16 protein-coding genes are annotated in these 17,629 nt (G+C 65.8%); 7 read left to right on the top strand and 9 right to left on the bottom strand.

Annotated features, from left to right (window positions below; genetic code table 11):
- Positions 1–349 precede the first annotated feature (349 nt).
- Together LGR64_RS03725 and LGR64_RS03720 are read left to right on the top strand one after the other, a co-directional pair.
- Entirely contained in the window at positions 350–700 is a 351-nt protein-coding gene (locus tag LGR64_RS03725) for a hypothetical protein (RefSeq protein ID WP_141834805.1), read from the top strand.
- Between the two features lie 567 nt (positions 701–1,267).
- A complete protein-coding gene (locus LGR64_RS03720) occupies positions 1,268–1,468 on the top strand; it encodes a hypothetical protein (protein ID WP_141834815.1) in 201 nt (66 codons plus the stop codon).
- A gap of 85 nt (positions 1,469–1,553) precedes the next feature.
- Here LGR64_RS03720 and LGR64_RS03715 read toward each other — a convergent pair whose 3' ends face one another.
- From LGR64_RS03715 to LGR64_RS03695, 5 genes are all read right to left on the bottom strand, one after another.
- Positions 1,554–3,113: a methyl-accepting chemotaxis protein gene (locus tag LGR64_RS03715; RefSeq protein WP_230354998.1), complete on the bottom strand. Its 1,560-nt coding sequence runs from the start codon at positions 3,111–3,113 to the stop codon at positions 1,554–1,556.
- 191 nt (positions 3,114–3,304) lie between these two features.
- Positions 3,305–4,618: a DNA polymerase IV gene (dinB, locus tag LGR64_RS03710; RefSeq protein ID WP_230354997.1), complete on the bottom strand. Its 1,314-nt coding sequence runs from the start codon at positions 4,616–4,618 to the stop codon at positions 3,305–3,307.
- 42 nt (positions 4,619–4,660) lie between these two features.
- Complete coding sequence (locus LGR64_RS03705) at positions 4,661–5,599, bottom strand: DMT family transporter (protein WP_034396703.1); 939 nt, start codon at positions 5,597–5,599, stop codon at positions 4,661–4,663.
- A 232-nt stretch (positions 5,600–5,831) separates the two neighbouring features.
- Entirely contained in the window at positions 5,832–6,659 is an 828-nt protein-coding gene (locus LGR64_RS03700; protein WP_043821459.1) for an anti-sigma factor, read from the bottom strand.
- 37 nt (positions 6,660–6,696) lie between these two features.
- Complete coding sequence (locus LGR64_RS03695) at positions 6,697–7,281, bottom strand: RNA polymerase sigma factor (RefSeq protein ID WP_012207088.1); 585 nt, start codon at positions 7,279–7,281, stop codon at positions 6,697–6,699.
- A gap of 312 nt (positions 7,282–7,593) precedes the next feature.
- On the opposite strand from LGR64_RS03695, the gene LGR64_RS03690 reads away from it, so the two are divergent.
- A complete protein-coding gene (locus tag LGR64_RS03690; protein WP_230354996.1) occupies positions 7,594–8,142 on the top strand; it encodes a DUF3455 domain-containing protein in 549 nt (182 codons plus the stop codon).
- Positions 8,143–8,157: 15 nt separating this feature from the next.
- On the opposite strand, the gene LGR64_RS03685 is transcribed toward LGR64_RS03690, so the two are convergent.
- Entirely contained in the window at positions 8,158–9,018 is an 861-nt protein-coding gene (locus tag LGR64_RS03685) for an AraC family transcriptional regulator (RefSeq protein ID WP_230354995.1), read from the bottom strand.
- A 297-nt stretch (positions 9,019–9,315) separates the two neighbouring features.
- Between LGR64_RS03685 and LGR64_RS03680 the strand changes: the two genes are divergently transcribed.
- A complete protein-coding gene (locus LGR64_RS03680) occupies positions 9,316–11,016 on the top strand; it encodes a 2-isopropylmalate synthase (protein ID WP_230354994.1) in 1,701 nt (566 codons plus the stop codon).
- A 64-nt stretch (positions 11,017–11,080) separates the two neighbouring features.
- Here LGR64_RS03680 and LGR64_RS03675 read toward each other — a convergent pair whose 3' ends face one another.
- Positions 11,081–12,256, bottom strand: coding sequence for an alpha-hydroxy acid oxidase (locus LGR64_RS03675; protein WP_328511958.1), 1,176 nt, complete (start codon positions 12,254–12,256; stop codon positions 11,081–11,083).
- Between the two features lie 219 nt (positions 12,257–12,475).
- Between LGR64_RS03675 and LGR64_RS03670 the strand changes: the two genes are divergently transcribed.
- Together LGR64_RS03670 and LGR64_RS03665 are read left to right on the top strand one after the other, a co-directional pair.
- Positions 12,476–14,134, top strand: coding sequence for an L-lactate permease (locus LGR64_RS03670; protein WP_013800968.1), 1,659 nt, complete (start codon positions 12,476–12,478; stop codon positions 14,132–14,134).
- 155 nt (positions 14,135–14,289) lie between these two features.
- Positions 14,290–15,297 (top strand): bifunctional helix-turn-helix transcriptional regulator/GNAT family N-acetyltransferase, encoded by a 1,008-nt coding sequence (locus tag LGR64_RS03665; RefSeq protein WP_230354993.1) that lies wholly within the window; start codon positions 14,290–14,292, stop codon positions 15,295–15,297.
- A 1-nt stretch (position 15,298) separates the two neighbouring features.
- Here the strand turns inward: LGR64_RS03665 and LGR64_RS03660 are convergent, their stop codons facing one another.
- Both LGR64_RS03660 and LGR64_RS03655 read right to left on the bottom strand, forming a co-directional pair.
- Positions 15,299–15,850, bottom strand: coding sequence for a cupin domain-containing protein (locus LGR64_RS03660; RefSeq protein ID WP_230354992.1), 552 nt, complete (start codon positions 15,848–15,850; stop codon positions 15,299–15,301).
- A gap of 25 nt (positions 15,851–15,875) precedes the next feature.
- Positions 15,876–16,820, bottom strand: a complete 945-nt coding sequence (locus LGR64_RS03655; protein ID WP_012207096.1) for a tripartite tricarboxylate transporter substrate binding protein — start codon at positions 16,818–16,820, stop codon at positions 15,876–15,878.
- A gap of 128 nt (positions 16,821–16,948) precedes the next feature.
- Here LGR64_RS03655 and LGR64_RS03650 point away from each other — a divergent pair, with 128 nt between their 5' ends.
- A complete protein-coding gene (locus tag LGR64_RS03650) occupies positions 16,949–17,617 on the top strand; it encodes a TetR/AcrR family transcriptional regulator (RefSeq protein ID WP_043821450.1) in 669 nt (222 codons plus the stop codon).
- Positions 17,618–17,629 lie beyond the last annotated feature (12 nt).

Raw genomic sequence — 17,629 nt, 5'->3', positions numbered from 1 at the left:
GCAGGCGGGCACACATGCCATTGCCTACCTTAGAGCGTGTCGCCCAAGTCCAACCAGATCACATAAATACCCAGTTATTGATGAGGGTAATTTTCAAGGACGATAAGGCCAAGATAATCGCAAAGCCTTATAGGCGGCGATGCCGCAGCAGAAATAATCAACCGAATATAAAACTATCACAAGAAAATTTGATGCAACTGAACAAAAACATCATGAAAATAAAAAACTGAATGACATAGAATCTGCACACCCTAGCCAAACCCTAAACAACCATCTTCTTTAATTAGAGTAATTATTAATCCTCACTCAAGCAACAAAACATCAATCCATTCAAATTATCAAAACCATCATGCACAAGAAAATTTTCTCAACTCGGCATATTTTCGGATTCTATATTTTAATGAAATTATTGCTTACACACACACCAAGCTTTGCCGTCTTTGATTTTCCTTTGGAGTATAAATTATCACTAACCGATTCATATGAGCATTATTGCAAATCAGTCACGCCTGAGGCGTTCGAGAAATGGAAGAAAAAGATGGAAACCTCATATGGCGACACAACAAAGGAACAGCAAGCCGCGTCAAGAAAAACGGAAGAATACAAAATGATTAATGATTATATAATGAATGAAATCAAAGAATCATTTCCAGAATCAAACTCAGAAAAAAAGAAAGAATGCCTGGATATGTTAAATTAAAATAATTATTCTCCACCACTTTTTGCAAGACATGTACACAAGCGAAAATTAGTATACATACTTGAAAACATCATAAATTATCTGAAATGGTAAAAATATTTCAATATTTCCTACGGCAACTCAACAAAATTCGAACAAGATGATGCAAGACAACAAAGGATTACAGAATGGAATATGAACACATATCAAATTAATTCAAGAATCATTTAACGATTCACATTCAAAACAATTAACAGATACTTTTTATTAATTGAGATTTCCATGACCTTCTCAAAAATACCAAATCACATTTCAAAATTAAACAAAGCCAATAGGAGAGTCAATACAGAACATGGAAACAGCCTTTGAGCGGAAATTGCAACCACAGGCATTGCACTCCATCGCGGATATCTGGCCATCAGCTACTAGATCGGCTAGCAGCTTTATGTAGAAAAACGATCTTAGAATTTTGGATTTCTATGGAGAACCAAGCTTCATCGACGCCAGAACATCGCTTCCATTTTTGGGAAGATGGTAGAGGTGGGCAAAGACATTGCCTGGGTTGGCGTAAATGATAGGAAGCTCCTAGTGCACCGCATCAGTCAGCAAGACCAATCAGTCCATACAAGCATAGATACAGAATCAGGTGTAGTGGCATCCGGCAATGATTTCAACTACGTGCATGCTTATGGCAACGAGCTGCATATCGTCAGCGCGGACTCTCGCCTCAAAACCGACTCAGGCGCCAACCGCACCGAATTCTGTTTTATCGAAAGCCGGGATTTCTGAACTGTCCCGGCATTTCAAGGCAGCCACAGCCCATGGCCTGACTGTGGCCTGCCCCAAGCAGGCCCCCTCCTACCGGCCCTTCCCCTCACCGCAACGTAAACACCTCCAGCGACCGCTCCAGCGATTGGGCGCTGGCACGCAGCGAGCCCGCCGCGCCGGCCGATTGTTCGACCAGGGCGGCGTTTTGCTGGGTGACGGAGTCGAGCTGGGCCACGGCGTCGTTGACCTGGGCGATGCCTACGGATTGTTCGCGCGTGGCGATGCTGATCTGGTGGACCAGGTCGCTGACGCGGCCCACGGCGTCGACCATGCCGTCGATGGTGCGGCCTGCGGCGTCCATGCGGGCGTTGCCGTCGTTGATGCCGTCCACGGTGCGGTTGATGAGGCCGCTGATTTCCTTGGCGGCGGAGGCGCTGCGCTGGGCCAGGGCACGCACTTCGCCGGCCACGACGGCAAAGCCACGGCCCTGCTCGCCTGCGCGTGCTGCTTCGACGGCGGCGTTCAGGGCCAGCAGGTTGGTCTGAAAGGCAATGCTTTCGATGACGCCGATGATCTCGCCCATGCGGCGCGAGGAGCCGCGGATGTGCTCCATGGCAGAGCCCACTTCCTGGATGGCGGCGCCGCTCTTGCCGGCAACCTGGCGGCTCTGGTCGCTTTCATGGGCCATGAACTGGGCCGTGTCGGCGGTCTGCGCCACGGTGCCCGATATCTCTTCCATCGAGGCCGCCGTCTGCTGCAGGCTGGTGGCCTGGGATTCTGTGCGCTGCGCGAGGTCGAAGCTGCCCTGGGCGATCTCGTGGGCGGTGGTGGCAAAGCCGCGCATTTCGGTGCGCACGTCGCCGACCACGGCGCGCAGGTTGATCTGGATTTGCTGCAGCCGCTGCATCAGGGCACCCATGGGGCCGCTGTAGTCGTGCTGCATGTCCGTGCCCAGCTGGCAGCTGGCAATGTCGGCGGCAAAGCCGCTGGCCTGCTCCAGGCCCGCCACGCAGCGCTGCTGGAAGCGCCACAGCACAAAGCTGCCCCCCGCCAGCAAGGCGGCCAGGCGCGTGCCCCAGGCTGCGGCGCCCTGCCAGCCCAGCAGGTCGGGCAGCATGGCGGCCAGGACCACGCCGCCCAGCATCAGCGCCATGCGGGCTGTCAGGCCCAGGTCGCTGCGGCGGTCCCACAGGCCTGCCAGGCCCAGGCGGCGCAGTTCACCGCCGCGCAGTCGCAGGGTTTCCTGGCCGGCATCGGCTTCGGCGCGCATGCGGGCATAGAGGGCTTCGGCGGCCTCGATCTCGTCCGGCCGGGGCTTGGTGCGCACCGACAGGTAGCCGCGTGGCCGGCCGCCTTCCATGATGGGCGTGACGTTGGCGCGCACCCAGTAGTGGTCGCCGTTCTTGCGCCGGTTCTTGACCAGGGCGGTCCACGGGTAGCCGTGGGCGATGGTGCGCCACATGTCCTTGAAGGCGGCGGCCGGCATGTCCGGGTGGCGGATCAGGTTGTGCGGCTGCTCGATCAGTTCCTCGTAGGTATAGCCGCTGACCCGCACGAAGGCAGGGTTGCAATGGGTGATCTCGCCCTTGGTGTTGGTGACGGATACCAGCAGCTCATCGCCCGGAAAGTCGTAGTTGAGCTGGCTGACGGGCAAATTCACGCGCATGGGTACCACTCCTTTGGGATGTCTCTTGTTCTTGTGAAATGGCATGGCAAAACGCTCTGAAGCCACCGGAATCCATCAAACGGAAACACAAATTCACATTTCCAAATCATCTCACAGCACGGCAACCGCAGTCTCATGCTCGGAACTGGTGCATGGTCTTACAGCGTGTGCGCCAGATTTGTGGTGATGATTCAGAACAGTTGAGGTGTAAAGGGATCGCTGTACGGCGCGGGCTGGGCCGGGCCCCTGAGCAGTTGCTCGCGCGCCAGCGGGTCGTGGGCGGTGGCATTCCAGTCGGCCGTGCGAACGAGGTTGCCCACGCGCACGCCCAGCAGGCGCAGCCGCTTGGCCAGGGGCACGCGCTTGAGGCATTGGCCTGCGGCGCGGCGCAGGGTGGCGGCATCGGCCATGGGCAGTTCCAGCGTGTGGTCGCGCGTGGCGGTCTTGAAGTCGTCGTAGCGCAGCTTGATGCCGACGGTGCGGCCCATGTAGCCCTTGCGCTGCAGGTCCTGGGCCAGGCGTTCGCACAGGTCGGTGAAGATGGCGCTCAGTTCGGCCCGGTCGCGCACGGCGTGCAGGTCGCGCTCGAAGGTGGTTTCGCGGCTCATGGAGACGGGCTCGCTGTGCGTCACCACGGGCCGCTCGTCACGCCCCCAGGACACGCCATGCAGCCAGTTGCCGTAGGCGCGGCCGAACCACTGCACGAGCTGGGGCAGGCTTTGCGTGGCCAGCTCGCCAATGGTCTGTATGCCCAGCGATTGCAGCTTGGCATCGGCCTTGGGGCCTATGCCGTTGATCTTGCGGCAGGCCAGCGGCCAGATCACGGCCTGCAGATCGTCAGGCTGGACGATGGAGATGCCGTTGGGCTTGTTGAATTCGCTGGCCATCTTGGCCAGCAGCTTGTTGGGCGCCACGCCGATGGAGCAGGTCAGGCCCGTGGCGTCGGTGATGGTTTTCTGGATCAGCCGCGCCAGCACGCGCCCGCCTTCGCGCTGGCCACCGGGCACATCGGTGAAGTCGATGTAGACCTCGTCCACGCCGCGGTCCTCCATCAGCGGGGCGATGGAGACGATGATCTCCTTGAACATGCGTGAGAAGCGCCGCACCTCGGCAAAGTCCACGGGCAGCAGGATGGCCTGGGGGCACAGGCGCGCGGCCTTCATCATGCCCATGGCCGAGCCCACGCCGAACTGGCGCGCCGGGTAGGTGGCCGTGGTGATCACGCCCCGGCCCACGTAGTCCTTGAGGCGCGAGAACTCGTCCACCGGAATCTCGTGCAGCCGGCCGGCGTAGCGCGCATCCAGCGCCTCGTCGTGAGCGCGGCGTCCGCCGCCGATGACCACGGGCAGCCCCTTGAGCTGCGGATAGCGCAGCAGCTCCACCGAGGCATAGAAGGCGTCCATGTCCAGGTGGGCGATGCGGCGCGGGGGCGCAGCATCGGCAGGGCTTGTGGGTGTCGTGGGTGTCGTTTCAGGCACGCCGCCATTATTGCGGCAACTGTGCATTCATACAGCCCACAGGGCTTGTTCACACAGGCCCCGGACCATTCATCCCTGCAGGCAGATCAGCACCAGTCCCAGCACCATCAGAGCCATGCCGATCATTTCCTGGCGGCTCAGGCTTTCGCTGAGCACGCGGCGCGAGACGATGTAGCTGAACACCACCTCGACCATGCCCAGCGTGCGCACGGGTGCCGCGCCCTGCATGGCGTAGGCGGTGAACCAGGCCAGCGAGGCGGCCGCGCCCATGCCGCCGGCCAGCAGCGAGACGCGCCAGGCACGGAAGATGGGGCGCAGGCCCTGCGCGTGGGTGCGCGCGATCCAGGCGCCCAGGCCCAGGGTCTGCATGAGCTGGGCGATCAGCACGCCCCAGGCGCCTGACAGCCAGGGAGATATCTCGCCCAGGCGCGCCAGTTCCACGGCGCCGCCCCGATAGCCCACGGTGGCGATGGCAAAGCAGGCACCGCAGGCCAGGCCGTAGAGTGCCGAGCGGCTGGCCCAAGCCGACAGCGACAGCATCTGGCCGCGCGGCGGCAGCGACAGGATGAGCACGCCAAAGGTGGCCAGCCCCATGGCCAACAGGGCCACGAACGTGGGCATCTCGTGCAGGAAGATGCCGGCGAACAGGGCCACCTGCAGCACCTCGGTCTTGGACAGGGTGACGGCCACGGCGAAGTTGCGCTCCTTCATGGCCAGCAGCAGCGCCGCCGTGGCCGCGACCTGGAAGAAGGCGCCCAGCGCGATCCAGCCCAGGTAGGCCCATGAGAACCGGGGCAGCGTCCAGGCGCCATCGCCTCCCAGGTACAGCGCCAGCAGGTAGATGCCGGCAAACGGCAGGCCGTACAGAAAGCGCACCAGGGTGGCCGGCAGGGTGCCGAGCTCGGCGGTCAGCGAGCGCTGCGCCGTGTTGCGCACGGTCTGGGCGGCTGCGGCGAACAGCACCACGGGCACCCACAGCCAGGTCAGGTCTTGGAGGGAAGAAAGCATGTCGGCAAAAAAGGGAAGGCACCGCCGGCAAGGCGCGGGCGACTGAGTGCCGGCCAGCATAGCCGCCGGTCGGGCACCAGGCGCACGCGCTTGGAGAAGGCTGCCGCGCCCGGCAGCGAAACAGAGGCCGGCCAGCCAGCGCTGCACGCGCGCCCTGCTCTGGCCAGAGCAAGCAGGCTGCGTTGTGCAGCAGCACGGCCGTCGCCAATGGCGAGCGGGCCTGCGCGGCGCGCTACAGGTCGCGCCGGATCAGCGCACCCTTGAACAGCACCGGCCCCGTGGGCCCGGTCTGGCTGGGCACGCCGCCCTTGGGCTCCAGGCTGATGGCCAGGGCAGGCACGCCCTGGACCTCGGCGGCCGCGGCGGTCAGCTTGACCAGCTTGTCGCGTCCCAGCACGCCCAGCGATTGCGGGCCGCCCTGGGGCGGCAGGGCCCACAGCTGCAATGATTTGTCGGAGGCCTCATGGAAGTCGCCCACGCGCTGCAGCACCAGGGTGTTCTTGCCGGGGTCGAAGGTCACGAGCATGGAGGCATCGGCCTTGTCGTCGGCCAGCACGGCCACGTACTGGATCTGGGGCGCGGCCTGCAGCGCGGCCTGGGTGGCCTGCAGCTGGTTGTTCAGCACGGCCAGCTGGCGCTCGCCGCTTTGGCGCAGGTCCTGGTGCGACCACAGCCCCACGGCCACGGCCGCCACGGTGGCGCAGGCGCCCAGCACGGCGGCGCCGCGCCACCAGGCCAGGGCGCGGCCCACGGCGGATTCCGTGCGCCGCGCCATGCCAGGCGCATCGTCGGCGCGCCGCCGATGCGCCTGGGCGGCGCGGGCCTTTTCGGCCTGCAGCAGGTTGTCGATACGGACCCAGACCGCATCGTCAGGGCGCACGGGCGCCTGCATTTCGGACAGGGCCGACCAGCGGCCCTGCCACAGCAGGGCGGCGGCGCGCACCGGGGCCTGGTCACGGGCCAGTTGCTCGAAGCGGCGGCGTGCCGCGCCCCGCAGCGTGCCCAGGGCGTAAGCGGCGGCCAGCCGGTCCAGCAGTTCGGGGTGTCGGGAAATATTCATGGCAAATCCTTTGGCCGCTCAGAGCATGTCATCTGCATCACGCATGGCGCGAGAGGCAGCGGCGCAACTGCTCCAGGCCGCGCCGGATCCAGGTCTTGACCGTGCCCAGCGGCAGTTGCAGCTGGCCGGCCAGTTCGCCGTGGCTGAGGTCACGCAGGTAGGCCAGGCTGACCACCTCGCGCTGGCGGCCTTCCAGCCGCTCCAGGCACTGGTACAGCGCCACGGCCTGTTCGCTGGCCTCGGCCAGTTGCAGCGGGCCCTGGCTTTCATCGTCCCCGCCGCCATGGGCCGCCAGTTGCGCCTCGTCGAACTCTTCGTTCAGGTGCAGGCGTTCGGCGCGGCGCCGGCGCAGAAAGTCCAGGGCCCGGCTGCGCACCACCAGGCCCATCCAGGCCAGCGGCGGGCTCAGCGTGCCCCGGTAGCCCGAGGCGCTGCGCCAGATGTGCAGGTAGCTGTCCTGCAGCACGTCTTCGGCCCAGTCCTTGTGCCGCAGGATGCGCAACGCCAGCCCGTACAGCCGGGACGAGGTGGCCTCGTACAGGCTGCGGAGCGCGGGCTCGTCCTGCGCTGCGATGCGGTCCAGAAGGTCCATCAGCTCTTGGTCGGTTGGTGTGGTGCCCATGCACGCATTGTGGGCGAGCGGGCGGCCCCATGGCCCGCACTGTTGCGTGGCCGCCCGGGGGCTTGTTCTGTCTTTCGATCGGATTCAAGGGGCATATCGGTGCTCAGCCGGGGGGTTGCAGAAGGTCTGGCAGGGGTCTCCCGGCTTGCACCGGCCCTCCGTGAGCAATACGCAGCGCATTGCGAACCGGATGCGGATAAATTTTTTTCCATTCAGGTGAATCCAGCCGCTGCCTTGCTGCGTATTCCCTGTGTCGCGCCCCGGACAGCGGTTCAAGGCGACACACCTCAACCCATCGATCTGGAGACCTTCATGAGCTACATCCTCCCCCTCGGCCTGGCCACCATGGCCGCACTGACCCTTGGCGCCTGCTCCTCCATGGACATGGGCAAGAGCTATTCCCAGTCCGACCTGCCGGCCGCCGTGCAGGTGCCCGCAGGCCACAAGGTTGCCATGGAGACGGTGGGCATAGGCCAGATCACCTATGAATGCCGCGCCAAGAAGGACCAGGCGATGGAGCAGGAATGGGCCTTTGTCGGCCCTGATGCGCGTTTGACGGACCGCCAGGGCCGCGTCATCGGTCGCTACTTCGGCCCGCCCGCCACCTGGGCGCACCAGGACGGCTCCAAGGTCACGGCCACCCAGGTCGCCGTGGCGCCGTCCAGCGCAGGCAACATCCCCATGCAGCTGGTCAAGGCCGAGCCCGCCACCGGCATGGGCGCCATGCAGGGCGTGACCTATATCCAGCGCGTGGCCACGCGCGGCGGCGTGGCCCCTGCCATGACCTGCAACAGCTCCACGCTGGGCCAGAAGCAGGTCGTCCAATACCAGGCCGACTACATCATCTGGAAGGCCGCCTGACGCGGCCCGGCCCTCCTACGGCCTGTCGCCCCTGGCCCCGAAGGCCGAGGGCGGCATGCCGAACTGGCGCCTGAAGGCCAGCGAATAGGCGCTGTGGCTTTCATAGCCGGCCTCCAGCGCCACCTGCACGATGGGCCTTCCGGCCAGCAGCGCCTGCATGGATGACAGCAGCCGTGCGCGCTGACGCCAGCGGCCAAAACTCATTCCCGTGGCCTGCAGAAAGTGGCGATGGAAGGTCTTCTCACCCATGGCCAGCCGTGCGGCCCAATCACCGGCTGTGGCAGCTGCGGCGCCTGTGGTGGCTGCGGCGGCAAAGCCATCCGTCCCGTCTCCTTCGGCCAGCGCATGGCAGACAGCGGCCATGCGCGCATCCTGCGGCCAGGGCAGGTGAAACGGCACCACGGGCGGCTGGCGCAGCTCCTGCAGCAATAGCTCGACCACCATGGATTCACGCCGCCCCGGCGGTGCCGATGCAGGCCAGCGCGCCACCTCGCTGATGAGCTCGCGCAGCAGGGGAGAGACCTCGATCACGCAGTCCGTACCCGGCAGGTCTGCAGCGGCCTGCGCATCGACGAACAGGCTGCGCACCTGTACCGCGCCGCGCATGCGCAGGCCGTGGGGCACGCCCGAGCGCAGCCAGACGCCGCGCGTGGGCGGCACCACCCAGCGCCCGCTGCCTGCGCGCACCTCCAGCACCCCCTGCACGGCGTAGAGCAACTGGCAGCATTCGTGGGAGTGTTCCTCCACCTCCAGCCCCGCCGGATAGTCGGCGGCCACGCCCGTGACCGGCAGCGGTGCGGCGGCCTGCAGCTCGGGCAGCCCGGTATGGCTGCAGGGAACGGCGGCTGCCGAAGCCGGGGCATGGGTCGTGCGCATATTGTCCAGATCCATATAGAAAATGAGAAATTCTATAAAGACAGACAAGCACCCTGCCCGCAAACTGGCATCCGTTCCCTGTGATTCACCGCCATCGCACCATGCACTGCCTGCCCTCGCCCTCCCTACTATCCCTGGCCCATGGCCGGGGTCCGGGCGCCTGCGCAGGCGCCGCATTTCGCACCGACTCTCCCTGATCCCGGCCTGGCGCAGCTTCCCCCCCACCGGGAAGCCAGGAGAGCGGGGCCGCCGGCCGATCCGGTGGCTGCAAACCCCAGCGTTTCCTGCGAGGCCCGCATGCTGAAGAATCCCGCGTCCAGATACCTTCCCTTCCCCGCCGTCGACCTGCCCGAGCGCCAATGGCCCTCACGCCAGCTGAGCCAGGCGCCCGTGTGGCTGTCCACCGACCTGCGTGATGGCAACCAGGCCCTGTTCGAGCCCATGAACCGCGAGCGCAAGCTGCGCCTGTTCCACGAACTGGTGCGCATAGGCTTCAAGGAGATCGAGGTGGGCTTTCCCTCGGCCTCGCAGACCGACTACGGCATCGTGCGCCACCTGATCGACAACGGGCTGATCCCCGACGACGTGACGCCCATGGTCATCACCCAGCTGCGCGAGGACCTGATCCGCGCCACGGTGGACAGCGTGGCCGGAGCGCGGCGCGCCATCGTGCACTTCTACAACGCCATTGCCCCGGCCTGGCGCGAGATCGTCTTCGGCATGCAGGTGCCCGAGATCATCGCCATGGTGGAGCACCACATCGCCCTGCTGCGCGAACTGACCGATGCCCACCCCGAGACCGAATGGGTGCTGCAGTACTCGCCCGAGACCTTCTGCATGGCCGAGCTCGACGTGTCGCTGGCCGTGTGCAACGCAGCCATCCGCGCCTGGGATGCAGGCCCCGCGCGGCCCATGATCATCAACCTGCCGACCACGGTGGAGGTGAGCACGGCCAATGTCTTCGCCGACCAGATCGAGTGGATGCACCGCCGCCTGGAACGGCGCGAGCACATCGTGCTGTCCGTGCACCCGCACAACGACCGGGGCACGGGCGTGGCCTGCGCCGAGCAGGCGCTGCTGGCGGGAGCCCAGCGCGTGGAAGGCTGCCTGTTCGGCAATGGCGAGCGCAGTGGCAACCTCGATGTGGTCACGCTGGCGCTCAACCTCTACACGCAGGGCATCGCGCCGGGCCTGGATTTCTCGGACATCGCCGCCGTGGCGCGCATTGCGGAGGAATGCACGGCCCTGCCCATCCACCCGCGCCACCCCTATGTGGGCGACCTGGTGTTCACGGCGTTCTCGGGCTCGCACCAGGACGCCATCGCCAAGGGCTTTGCGGCGCAGCGGCCCGATGCGCCCTGGCGCGTTCCCTACCTGCCCATCGACCCGCAGGACCTGGGCCGCACCTACGACAGCATCGTTCGCGTCAACAGCCAGTCGGGCAAGGGCGGCATTGCCTTCCTGCTGCAGCGCGACCATGGCGTGACCATGCCGCGCCGCATGCAGGTGGAGTTCAGCGCCGTGGTGCAAAAACAGGCGGACGCCTGCGAGGCCGAGCTGGCCAGCGACGACCTGTGGAAGCTGTTCGAGGCGACCTACCTCGCACCCCGGCAGCTTCCCTGGTGCTACCGCAGCCACCACCTGTTCGACAGCGCCCAGGGCCAGGGCATTGCGCTGGAAGTGGTCCGGCCAGACGGCCTTCGGCTGCAGCTGTATGGCGAAGGCAGCGGCCCCATCGATGCCGTGGCCGCCGCCATCGGCCAGCACCTGGGCGTGGCGCTGCGCATTGACCACTACGAGGAGCGCAGCCTGGGCCAGGGCGCCGGGGCCATGGCGCTGGCCATCGTCGAGGCCGCCCTGCCCGGCGTGGCGGGCACGCGCTTCGGTGCGGGGCGCCATGCCAACATCGTGACCGCGTCCATCCTGGCCGTGCTGCATGCGGCGGGCCGGCTGGTGGCGGCGCAGCCGGAAAGCCGGCGCGTACCTGCCCAAGCCTGAGGCGCAGCCTGAAAGGAAAAAAGGACCGCCGAGGCGGTCCTTTTCTCGTGCAGCTTTTGCCGGTTCAGCGCACGGTGCCCGGATAGGTTCCGGGCAGCAGGATGCTGCGGTCCACGGTATCGATCTGCGTATGGCCGCAGAAGGCCATCGTGGTCTCCAGCTCCTTCTGGATGATCTGCAGTGCACGCGTCACGCCGTCCTGGCCGTAGGCGCCCAGGCCATAGAGGAAGCTGCGGCCGATCATCGTGCCCTGGGCGCCCAGGGCACGCGCCTTGAGCACGTCCTGGCCGCTGCGGATGCCGCCGTCCATCCAGACCTCGATGTCCTTGCCCGCCGCCTCGGCAATGCCGGGCAGCGCCTCGATGGACGAGGGTGCGCCGTCGAGCTGGCGGCCGCCGTGGTTGCTGACGATGAGCGCATCGGCGCCGCTGTCGGCCGCCAGTCGCGCGTCCTCGGCGTCCATGACGCCCTTGAGGATGAGCTTGCCGCCCCAGAGCTTCTTGATGCGCTCCACATCGCCCCAGTTCAGGCTGGGGTCGAATTGGCTGGCGGTCCACGACGACAGCGAACTCATGTCGGCCACGCCATCCACATGGCCGACGATGTTGCCGAAGGTACGGCGCTTGGTGCCCAGCATGCCCAGGCACCAGTGCGGCTTGGTTGCCAGGTTGGCCAGGTTGCGCAGCGTGGGCTTCGGCGGCGTGGACAGGCCGTTCTTGATGTCCTTGTGGCGCTGTCCCAGGATCTGCAGGTCCAGCGTCAGCACCAGGGCCGAGCAGTTGGCGGCGCGGGCACGCTCGATCAGGCGCTCCATGAACCGGCGGTCGCGCATCACATAGAGCTGGAACCAGAACGGATGGCGGGCCGTGTGTTCGGCAATGTCCTCGATGGAGCAGATGCTCATGGTGGACAGCGTGAACGGAATGCCGAAGGCCTGGGCCGCGCGCGCGCCCAGGATCTCGCCATCGGCGTGCTGCATGCCGGTCAGGCCCGTGGGCGCAATGGCCACGGGCATGGCCACCTGCTGGCCGATCATGGTGCTGCGCGTGCTGCGCCCCTCCATGTTCACGGCCACGCGCTGGCGCAGCTTGATCTTCTGGAAGTCGTCCTCGTTGGCGCGGTAGGTGCCCTGGGTGTAGGAGCCCGAGTCGGCGTAGTCATAGAACATGCGCGGCACGCGGCGCTGGGCCACGACGCGCAGGTCTTCGATGCAGGTGATTTTGGAAAGGTCGGTGGACACGTTTTCTGGCTTTCTGGAACCCGCATGCCGCGGGACTGCCGAGCATGGTAGTGCGCAGTGCGCGTTCCAGTCACCCGTTCGGGTTTGAAGTGATTTGTGCGCCGATTGAAATTTTCTCTCTCGCAGCCCAACCGAGGGCTAACGCTAGTGTGCCAACCAGCCATGAGAGCGACGATCCGCCCCGCACAACATCCTAAAAACTCTTCAGGAGACGCTCCTATGGTTTGGCAGCAGGTCTACGACCCTCTTTCCAACATGTGGCTGTCCACACTGCTCGCGGCCATCCCGGTCGTGGTCATGCTGGTGGGATTGGGCTTTTTGCACATGAAGGCCCACCTGGCGGCCGGCGCCGGGCTGATTGCGGCGCTGGTGATCGCGGTCTTCGTCTACAACATGCCGGCAGGCATGGCCGGGCGCGCGGCGCTGTTCGGCGGCTTCACGGGGCTGCTGCCCATCGGCTGGATCGTCCTGAACATCATCTTCCTGCACCAGCTGACCGAGAAGAACGGCAGCTTCAAGATCCTGCAGGACTCCATTGCCGGCATCACCGAGGACAGGCGCATCCAGCTGCTGCTGATCGCCTTCGCCTTCGGCGCCTTCTTCGAGGGTGCGGCCGGCTTCGGCACGCCCGTGGCCGTGACGGCGGCCATCCTCATCGGCCTGGGCTTTTCGCCGCTGGCCGCCTCGGGCCTGTCGCTGATCGCCAATACCGCGCCCGTGGCCTTCGGCGCGCTGGGCACGCCGGTGATCACGCTGGCCAAGGTGCACGGCTACGACCTGATGGAGGTCACCGCCATGGTCGGCCGCCAGCTGCCGTTCTTCTCGGTGCTGGTGCCGTTCTGGCTGATCTGGGCCTTTGCCGGGCGCAAGGCCATGATGGAGATCTGGCCCATCATTTTGGTGACCGGCGTGTCCTTCGCCATTCCGCAGTACCTGGTGTCCAACTTCATCGGCCCCGAACTGGTGGACATCATCGCGGCCATCGTCTCCATGGTCTGCACGGTCGGCTTCCTGCGCATGTGGCAGCCCAGGACCATCTGGCGCTCGACCTCGCTCAAGGGCCATGAGAACAGCGGCGGCGAAGCCCAGGCGCCCCGCGCCGTGACCCAGCATCCGCGCGCCGACGTGATCCGCGCCTGGACGCCCTGGGCCATCCTCACGGTCTTCGTCTTCATCTGGGGCCTGCCTTCGGTCAAGGCCGCGCTCAACGGCCTGTTCGCCCCGGCCTTCCCCATGGAAGGCCTGCACAACCTGATCGAGAAGGTACCGCCCGTCGTGCGCCAGCCCACCAAGGAAGGCGCCATCTACACGCTGAACCTGCTGTCGGCCACGGGCACGGGCATCCTGCTGTCGGCCATCGTGGGCGGCCTGGTCATGAAGTACAACCCCGTGCAGCTGGTCAGCCAGTTCGTGCGCACCATCTGGCTGGTGCGCTATTCGCTCATCACCATCGTGCTGATGCTGGCCCTGGGCACGCTGACGCGCTACTCGGGCACGGACACCACGCTGGGCCTGGCCTTCGCCAACACGGGCGTGTTCTACCCCTTCTTCGGCACCCTGATGGGCTGGCTGGGCGTGGCGCTGACGGGTTCGGACACGGCATCGAACGTGCTGTTCGGCGGCATGCAGAAGGTGGCGGCCGAGCAGCTGGGCCTGTCGCCCAACCTCATGGGCGCGGCCAACAGCTCGGGGGGCGTGATGGGCAAGATGATCGATGCGCAGTCCATCGTCGTCGCCTCAACGGCCACGCGCTGGTTCAACCATGAGGGCGACATCCTGCGCTACGTGTTCTTCCACTCCGTCGCCCTGGCCTGCCTGATGGGCATCTTCGTGACGCTGCAGGCCTATGTCTGGCCGTTCCGCCTGATGGTCAATTGAGCCTTGCGCATCTGCGCCAGGCCCCAGCCGCCCGCATGCGCCGGGCGGCTTTTTTACGCCTGGGGAACGCATCGCTGCATCAACAGATGCGCAGTGGCATTTATGGTTGTACCATGCAACCATATTCAAACCCTGCACGACCCCAAGGAGCACCCATGCCGCAGCACGATCTTTCCCTGGTGGATGGCATCCGCGCCGCCTCGCGCCAGATGGTGCGCGAGCTGGGCTTCATGCAGGCCACGCTGGCGGCCACGGACTATCCGCCCTCGGCCGTGCATGCCATCCTGGAGATCGGCGCACAGGGGCGCATGGCAGCCTCGCAGCTGGCCCTGGTCCTGGGGCTGGAGAAATCCAGCGTCAGCCGCATGGTGCGCAAGCTGGTGGAGGCGGGCGAGCTGAAGGAAGCCGCCGATGGCGAGGATGGCCGCGTCAAGCAGCTGGCCCTGACCGCCAAGGGCCGGCGCACGCTGGCCGCCATTGAGGCCTTCGGGCGCCAGCAGGTGACGGCGGCGCTGGACCGCATGCAGGCGCCGCAGCAGCAGGCCGTCGCCCAAGGGCTGGCACTGTACGCCCGGGCGCTGCAGGCGCACCGGCAGGAGGAGCCCCAGCCCGAGCCCCAGCCCGTACCCGCGCAGATACAGGTCCTGCCCGGATACCGGCCCGGCTGCCTGGGCCGCATCGTGGACATGCATGCGCGCTTTTATGCGCGCCACGCAGGCTTTGGCGTCTTCTTCGAAAGCCGCGTGGCCAGCGGCCTGGCCGAGTTCGCAGGCCGGCTGGACAAGCCCTGCAACCAGCTGTGGACGGCGCTGGACGGCGACCGCATCGTGGGCTCCGTGGCCATCGATGGAGAGGACCTGGGCCAGCACCCCGAGGACCGCCAGGCGCATCTGCGCTGGTTCATCCTGGAAGACGGCCTGCGCGGCGCCGGCACGGGGCGCCAGCTGCTGCAGCAAGCCCTGGCGTTCTGCGACCAGCAGGCCTTCGAGGCCACCCAGCTGTGGACCTTCCGGGGCCTGGATGCAGCACGCCGGCTCTACGAATCGTCAGGCTTCACCCTGGCCGAGGAATGGCCGGGCCAGCAATGGGGCGAGCCAGTGATCGAGCAGCGCTTCGTGCGGCCACGCCCTGCCGTGGCGGCATGGGCAGGCCAGGCCCCCTGAGTCAGGAGCCCTGCTCGCCCGCCACCAGCACGAAGGCAATGCGCGCAGGCCGGCCCGAGCGGTTGGCCCAGGCATGGTTGGTGCCGCGCTGGATGAGCACGTCACCGGCGCGCAGCACGGTTTCCTTGCGGTCCAGGATGGCGACCAGCTCGCCCTCCAGCATCAGTGCGTAGTCCACGGTATCCGTGCGGTGCATGCCCGGATGCTCGCCGGGCTGCACGTCGCGGTGGGCGTCGCCGTACATGCGTGTAAAGGTGGCATGCAGGGCGCGCGCCAGCTCCTGCGGATCGGCAGGTTCGGGCGGAATGTCCAGGACGCGCAGCACCGTGCCATAGGGCGGCGGTGCCACGCCCTGGTGGATGGCAATGGTGTCGGGCGCATTGATCTGCGCGGGTGAGGCCTCGGTGCGCCACAGGTTGGTGATGCGGTAGCCGGGGCGTTCCTCGACCAGGCGCACGGCGGGCGAGGCGCCGTCCTCGGCAATGAAGGAGCGGCCCTGTGCGTCGTTGGCCGTGATCACGCGGCGGATGGGGGGCAGGCTGGAATCGGTCATGGATGAAGAGATGGCGGAAAGGAGGTCACTGCGCATGGCGTTCGGCCGCTGCGCCCTGTTTGCGGAATTCGTCGTGGATGCGCCGGTCCCACTGGCGGCGGTCCTGGTGGAAGACCACCTGGTCGCCGCGCTGGGCCACCTGCCTGACGGCATCGGACCGCGCGGCGGCGGCGCAGGCGGCGTCCAGCCGGCCCAGCACCGCCTCGGGCACGCCACGCGGCACGAACAGGCCCGCAAACGATTCCTCCTGCACCGCCATGCCCAGTTCCTTGAAGGTGGGCACCTCGGGGAAGGCCGGGTGGCGGCGCTCCGAGGCCACGGCCAGCAGGCGCAGCTTGCCCGCGCGTATCTGGGGCGCAGCCGAGGCCGCGATGCTGCTGACGAAGTCCAGCCGCCCGGCCAGCAATTCCTGTATCGAGCCGGCATCGCCCTTGTAGGGCACATGCACGAGCTTGAGGCCCTGGTCGCGCTCCAGCTGGTCCATGGCCAGGAAGGGCGCCGAGTTCGGTCCCGGCGATCCGTAGCTCAGCGAGCCCTTCTTCGCCGCCGCCACCAGCTCGCCTATCGTCTTGAAAGGGCTGTCTGCGCGCACGCTGACGCCCAGGATGTTCTCCGTCACGCCGCACAGCGGCTGCACGCTGTCGGGCCCCAGCTTCAGGCCCTTGACGTAGTGGGGCTGCACGGTGATGGGGGTCATGGGCGTGAAGGCCAGCGTCAGCCCGTCGGCCGGCGCCTGGGCCAGCACATTCATGCCGATCACGCCCGAGCCCCCGTCGCGCGAGACCACGACCACGCTCTGGCCCAGCTGCTTGCGGAATTCCTCGGCCAGCGTACGCGCCATCACATCGGTGGAGCTGCCCGCCGCCCAGGGGTTGATGAGGGTCAGCGGCCGCGACGGGAACGGCTCCTGCGCGGTGGCCAGGGTGCAGCCCAGCGCCATCAGGGCGCCGAGCCACTTGCGGGTGGTCATGCTGTGTCTCCTTGTCGTTGTGTGATGGCTGCGCATGTTAATTCAGTCAGTCGACTGAATCAATTCATGTCACCACCATGCCATGGTTTGGTGCGGCAAGGGCCTGGCGCTGTCTATGATCCGCAGCCATGACGTCCAGCACCGATGACACCGCGGCCGAGGAACCCCGCGCCCAGGCCCGCGAACGCCTTCTGCAAGCCGCCGAGCAGCTGTTTGCGCGGCATGGCTACGCGGGCACGTCGCTGCGCGCCGTCATGGCGCTGGCCGAGGTGGACACGGGCGCCATCCACTACCACTTCCGCAACAAGCTGGGCCTGCTCAAGGCCTTGTTCGAGCAGCGCGTGATGGCCGTCAACGGACAGCGCCATGCGCTGCTGCAAAGGCTGGAGCAGCAGTCGCCGCAGCCCGCCGTGGAGGACATTCTTCGGGCCTTCATCGCCCCTGCGCTGCGCGCCGCCCACAGCGAGGGCGAGGCCGACTTCAACCGCGTCACGGCCCTGTGCTCGGTCGATCCCGACCAGGCAGTCAGGGAGGTGGTGTTTGCCGCCTACGACGAGGCTGCCAAACGCTTTGCGGCCCTGCTGCGCCAGGCTCTGCCGCAGCTGTCGCAGCACGATTTCCAGTGGCGCCTGGAATGCATGTACGGCGCCATGATGTACATCCGTTCCGACAACGGCCGAGTCAGCCGCATGCTGGGCGGCGGCCACCGCGCCGACCCCGTGGAGCATGTGATCGACGAGCTGGTGGCCTTCACTGCGGCGGGCTTCCGTGCGGCGGGCCCCTGCGCTGCGCAGTGATCACGACCGGCG

It is taken from the genome of Delftia sp. Lp-1, assembly GCF_020523835.1.
GTDB lineage: Bacteria > Pseudomonadota > Gammaproteobacteria > Burkholderiales > Burkholderiaceae_C > Comamonas > Comamonas acidovorans.
Note: the sequence above shows the minus strand (reverse complement) of the source record. Positions and strands in the feature narration are given on the sequence as shown.

What these genes read in the sequence shown, in the direction of transcription:
- LGR64_RS03665 (WP_230354993.1), top strand. Translation starts at nt 14,290, where the DNA reads ATGCCGCAGCACGATCTTTCCCTGGTGGATGGCATCCGCGCCGCCTCG.
- LGR64_RS03715 (WP_230354998.1), bottom strand. Translation starts at nt 3,113, where the DNA reads ATGCGCGTGAATTTGCCCGTCAGCCAGCTCAACTACGACTTTCCGGGC.
- LGR64_RS03660 (WP_230354992.1), bottom strand. Translation starts at nt 15,850, where the DNA reads ATGACCGATTCCAGCCTGCCCCCCATCCGCCGCGTGATCACGGCCAAC.
- LGR64_RS03700 (WP_043821459.1), bottom strand. Translation starts at nt 6,659, where the DNA reads ATGAATATTTCCCGACACCCCGAACTGCTGGACCGGCTGGCCGCCGCT.
- dinB (WP_230354997.1), bottom strand. Translation starts at nt 4,618, where the DNA reads ATGCACAGTTGCCGCAATAATGGCGGCGTGCCTGAAACGACACCCACG.
- LGR64_RS03690 (WP_230354996.1), top strand. Translation starts at nt 7,594, where the DNA reads ATGAGCTACATCCTCCCCCTCGGCCTGGCCACCATGGCCGCACTGACC.
- LGR64_RS03695 (WP_012207088.1), bottom strand. Translation starts at nt 7,281, where the DNA reads ATGGGCACCACACCAACCGACCAAGAGCTGATGGACCTTCTGGACCGC.
- LGR64_RS03725 (WP_141834805.1), top strand. Translation starts at nt 350, where the DNA reads ATGCACAAGAAAATTTTCTCAACTCGGCATATTTTCGGATTCTATATT.
- LGR64_RS03670 (WP_013800968.1), top strand. Translation starts at nt 12,476, where the DNA reads ATGGTTTGGCAGCAGGTCTACGACCCTCTTTCCAACATGTGGCTGTCC.
- LGR64_RS03680 (WP_230354994.1), top strand. Translation starts at nt 9,316, where the DNA reads ATGCTGAAGAATCCCGCGTCCAGATACCTTCCCTTCCCCGCCGTCGAC.
- LGR64_RS03705 (WP_034396703.1), bottom strand. Translation starts at nt 5,599, where the DNA reads ATGCTTTCTTCCCTCCAAGACCTGACCTGGCTGTGGGTGCCCGTGGTG.
- LGR64_RS03685 (WP_230354995.1), bottom strand. Translation starts at nt 9,018, where the DNA reads ATGCGCACGACCCATGCCCCGGCTTCGGCAGCCGCCGTTCCCTGCAGC.
- LGR64_RS03650 (WP_043821450.1), top strand. Translation starts at nt 16,949, where the DNA reads ATGACGTCCAGCACCGATGACACCGCGGCCGAGGAACCCCGCGCCCAG.
- LGR64_RS03655 (WP_012207096.1), bottom strand. Translation starts at nt 16,820, where the DNA reads ATGACCACCCGCAAGTGGCTCGGCGCCCTGATGGCGCTGGGCTGCACC.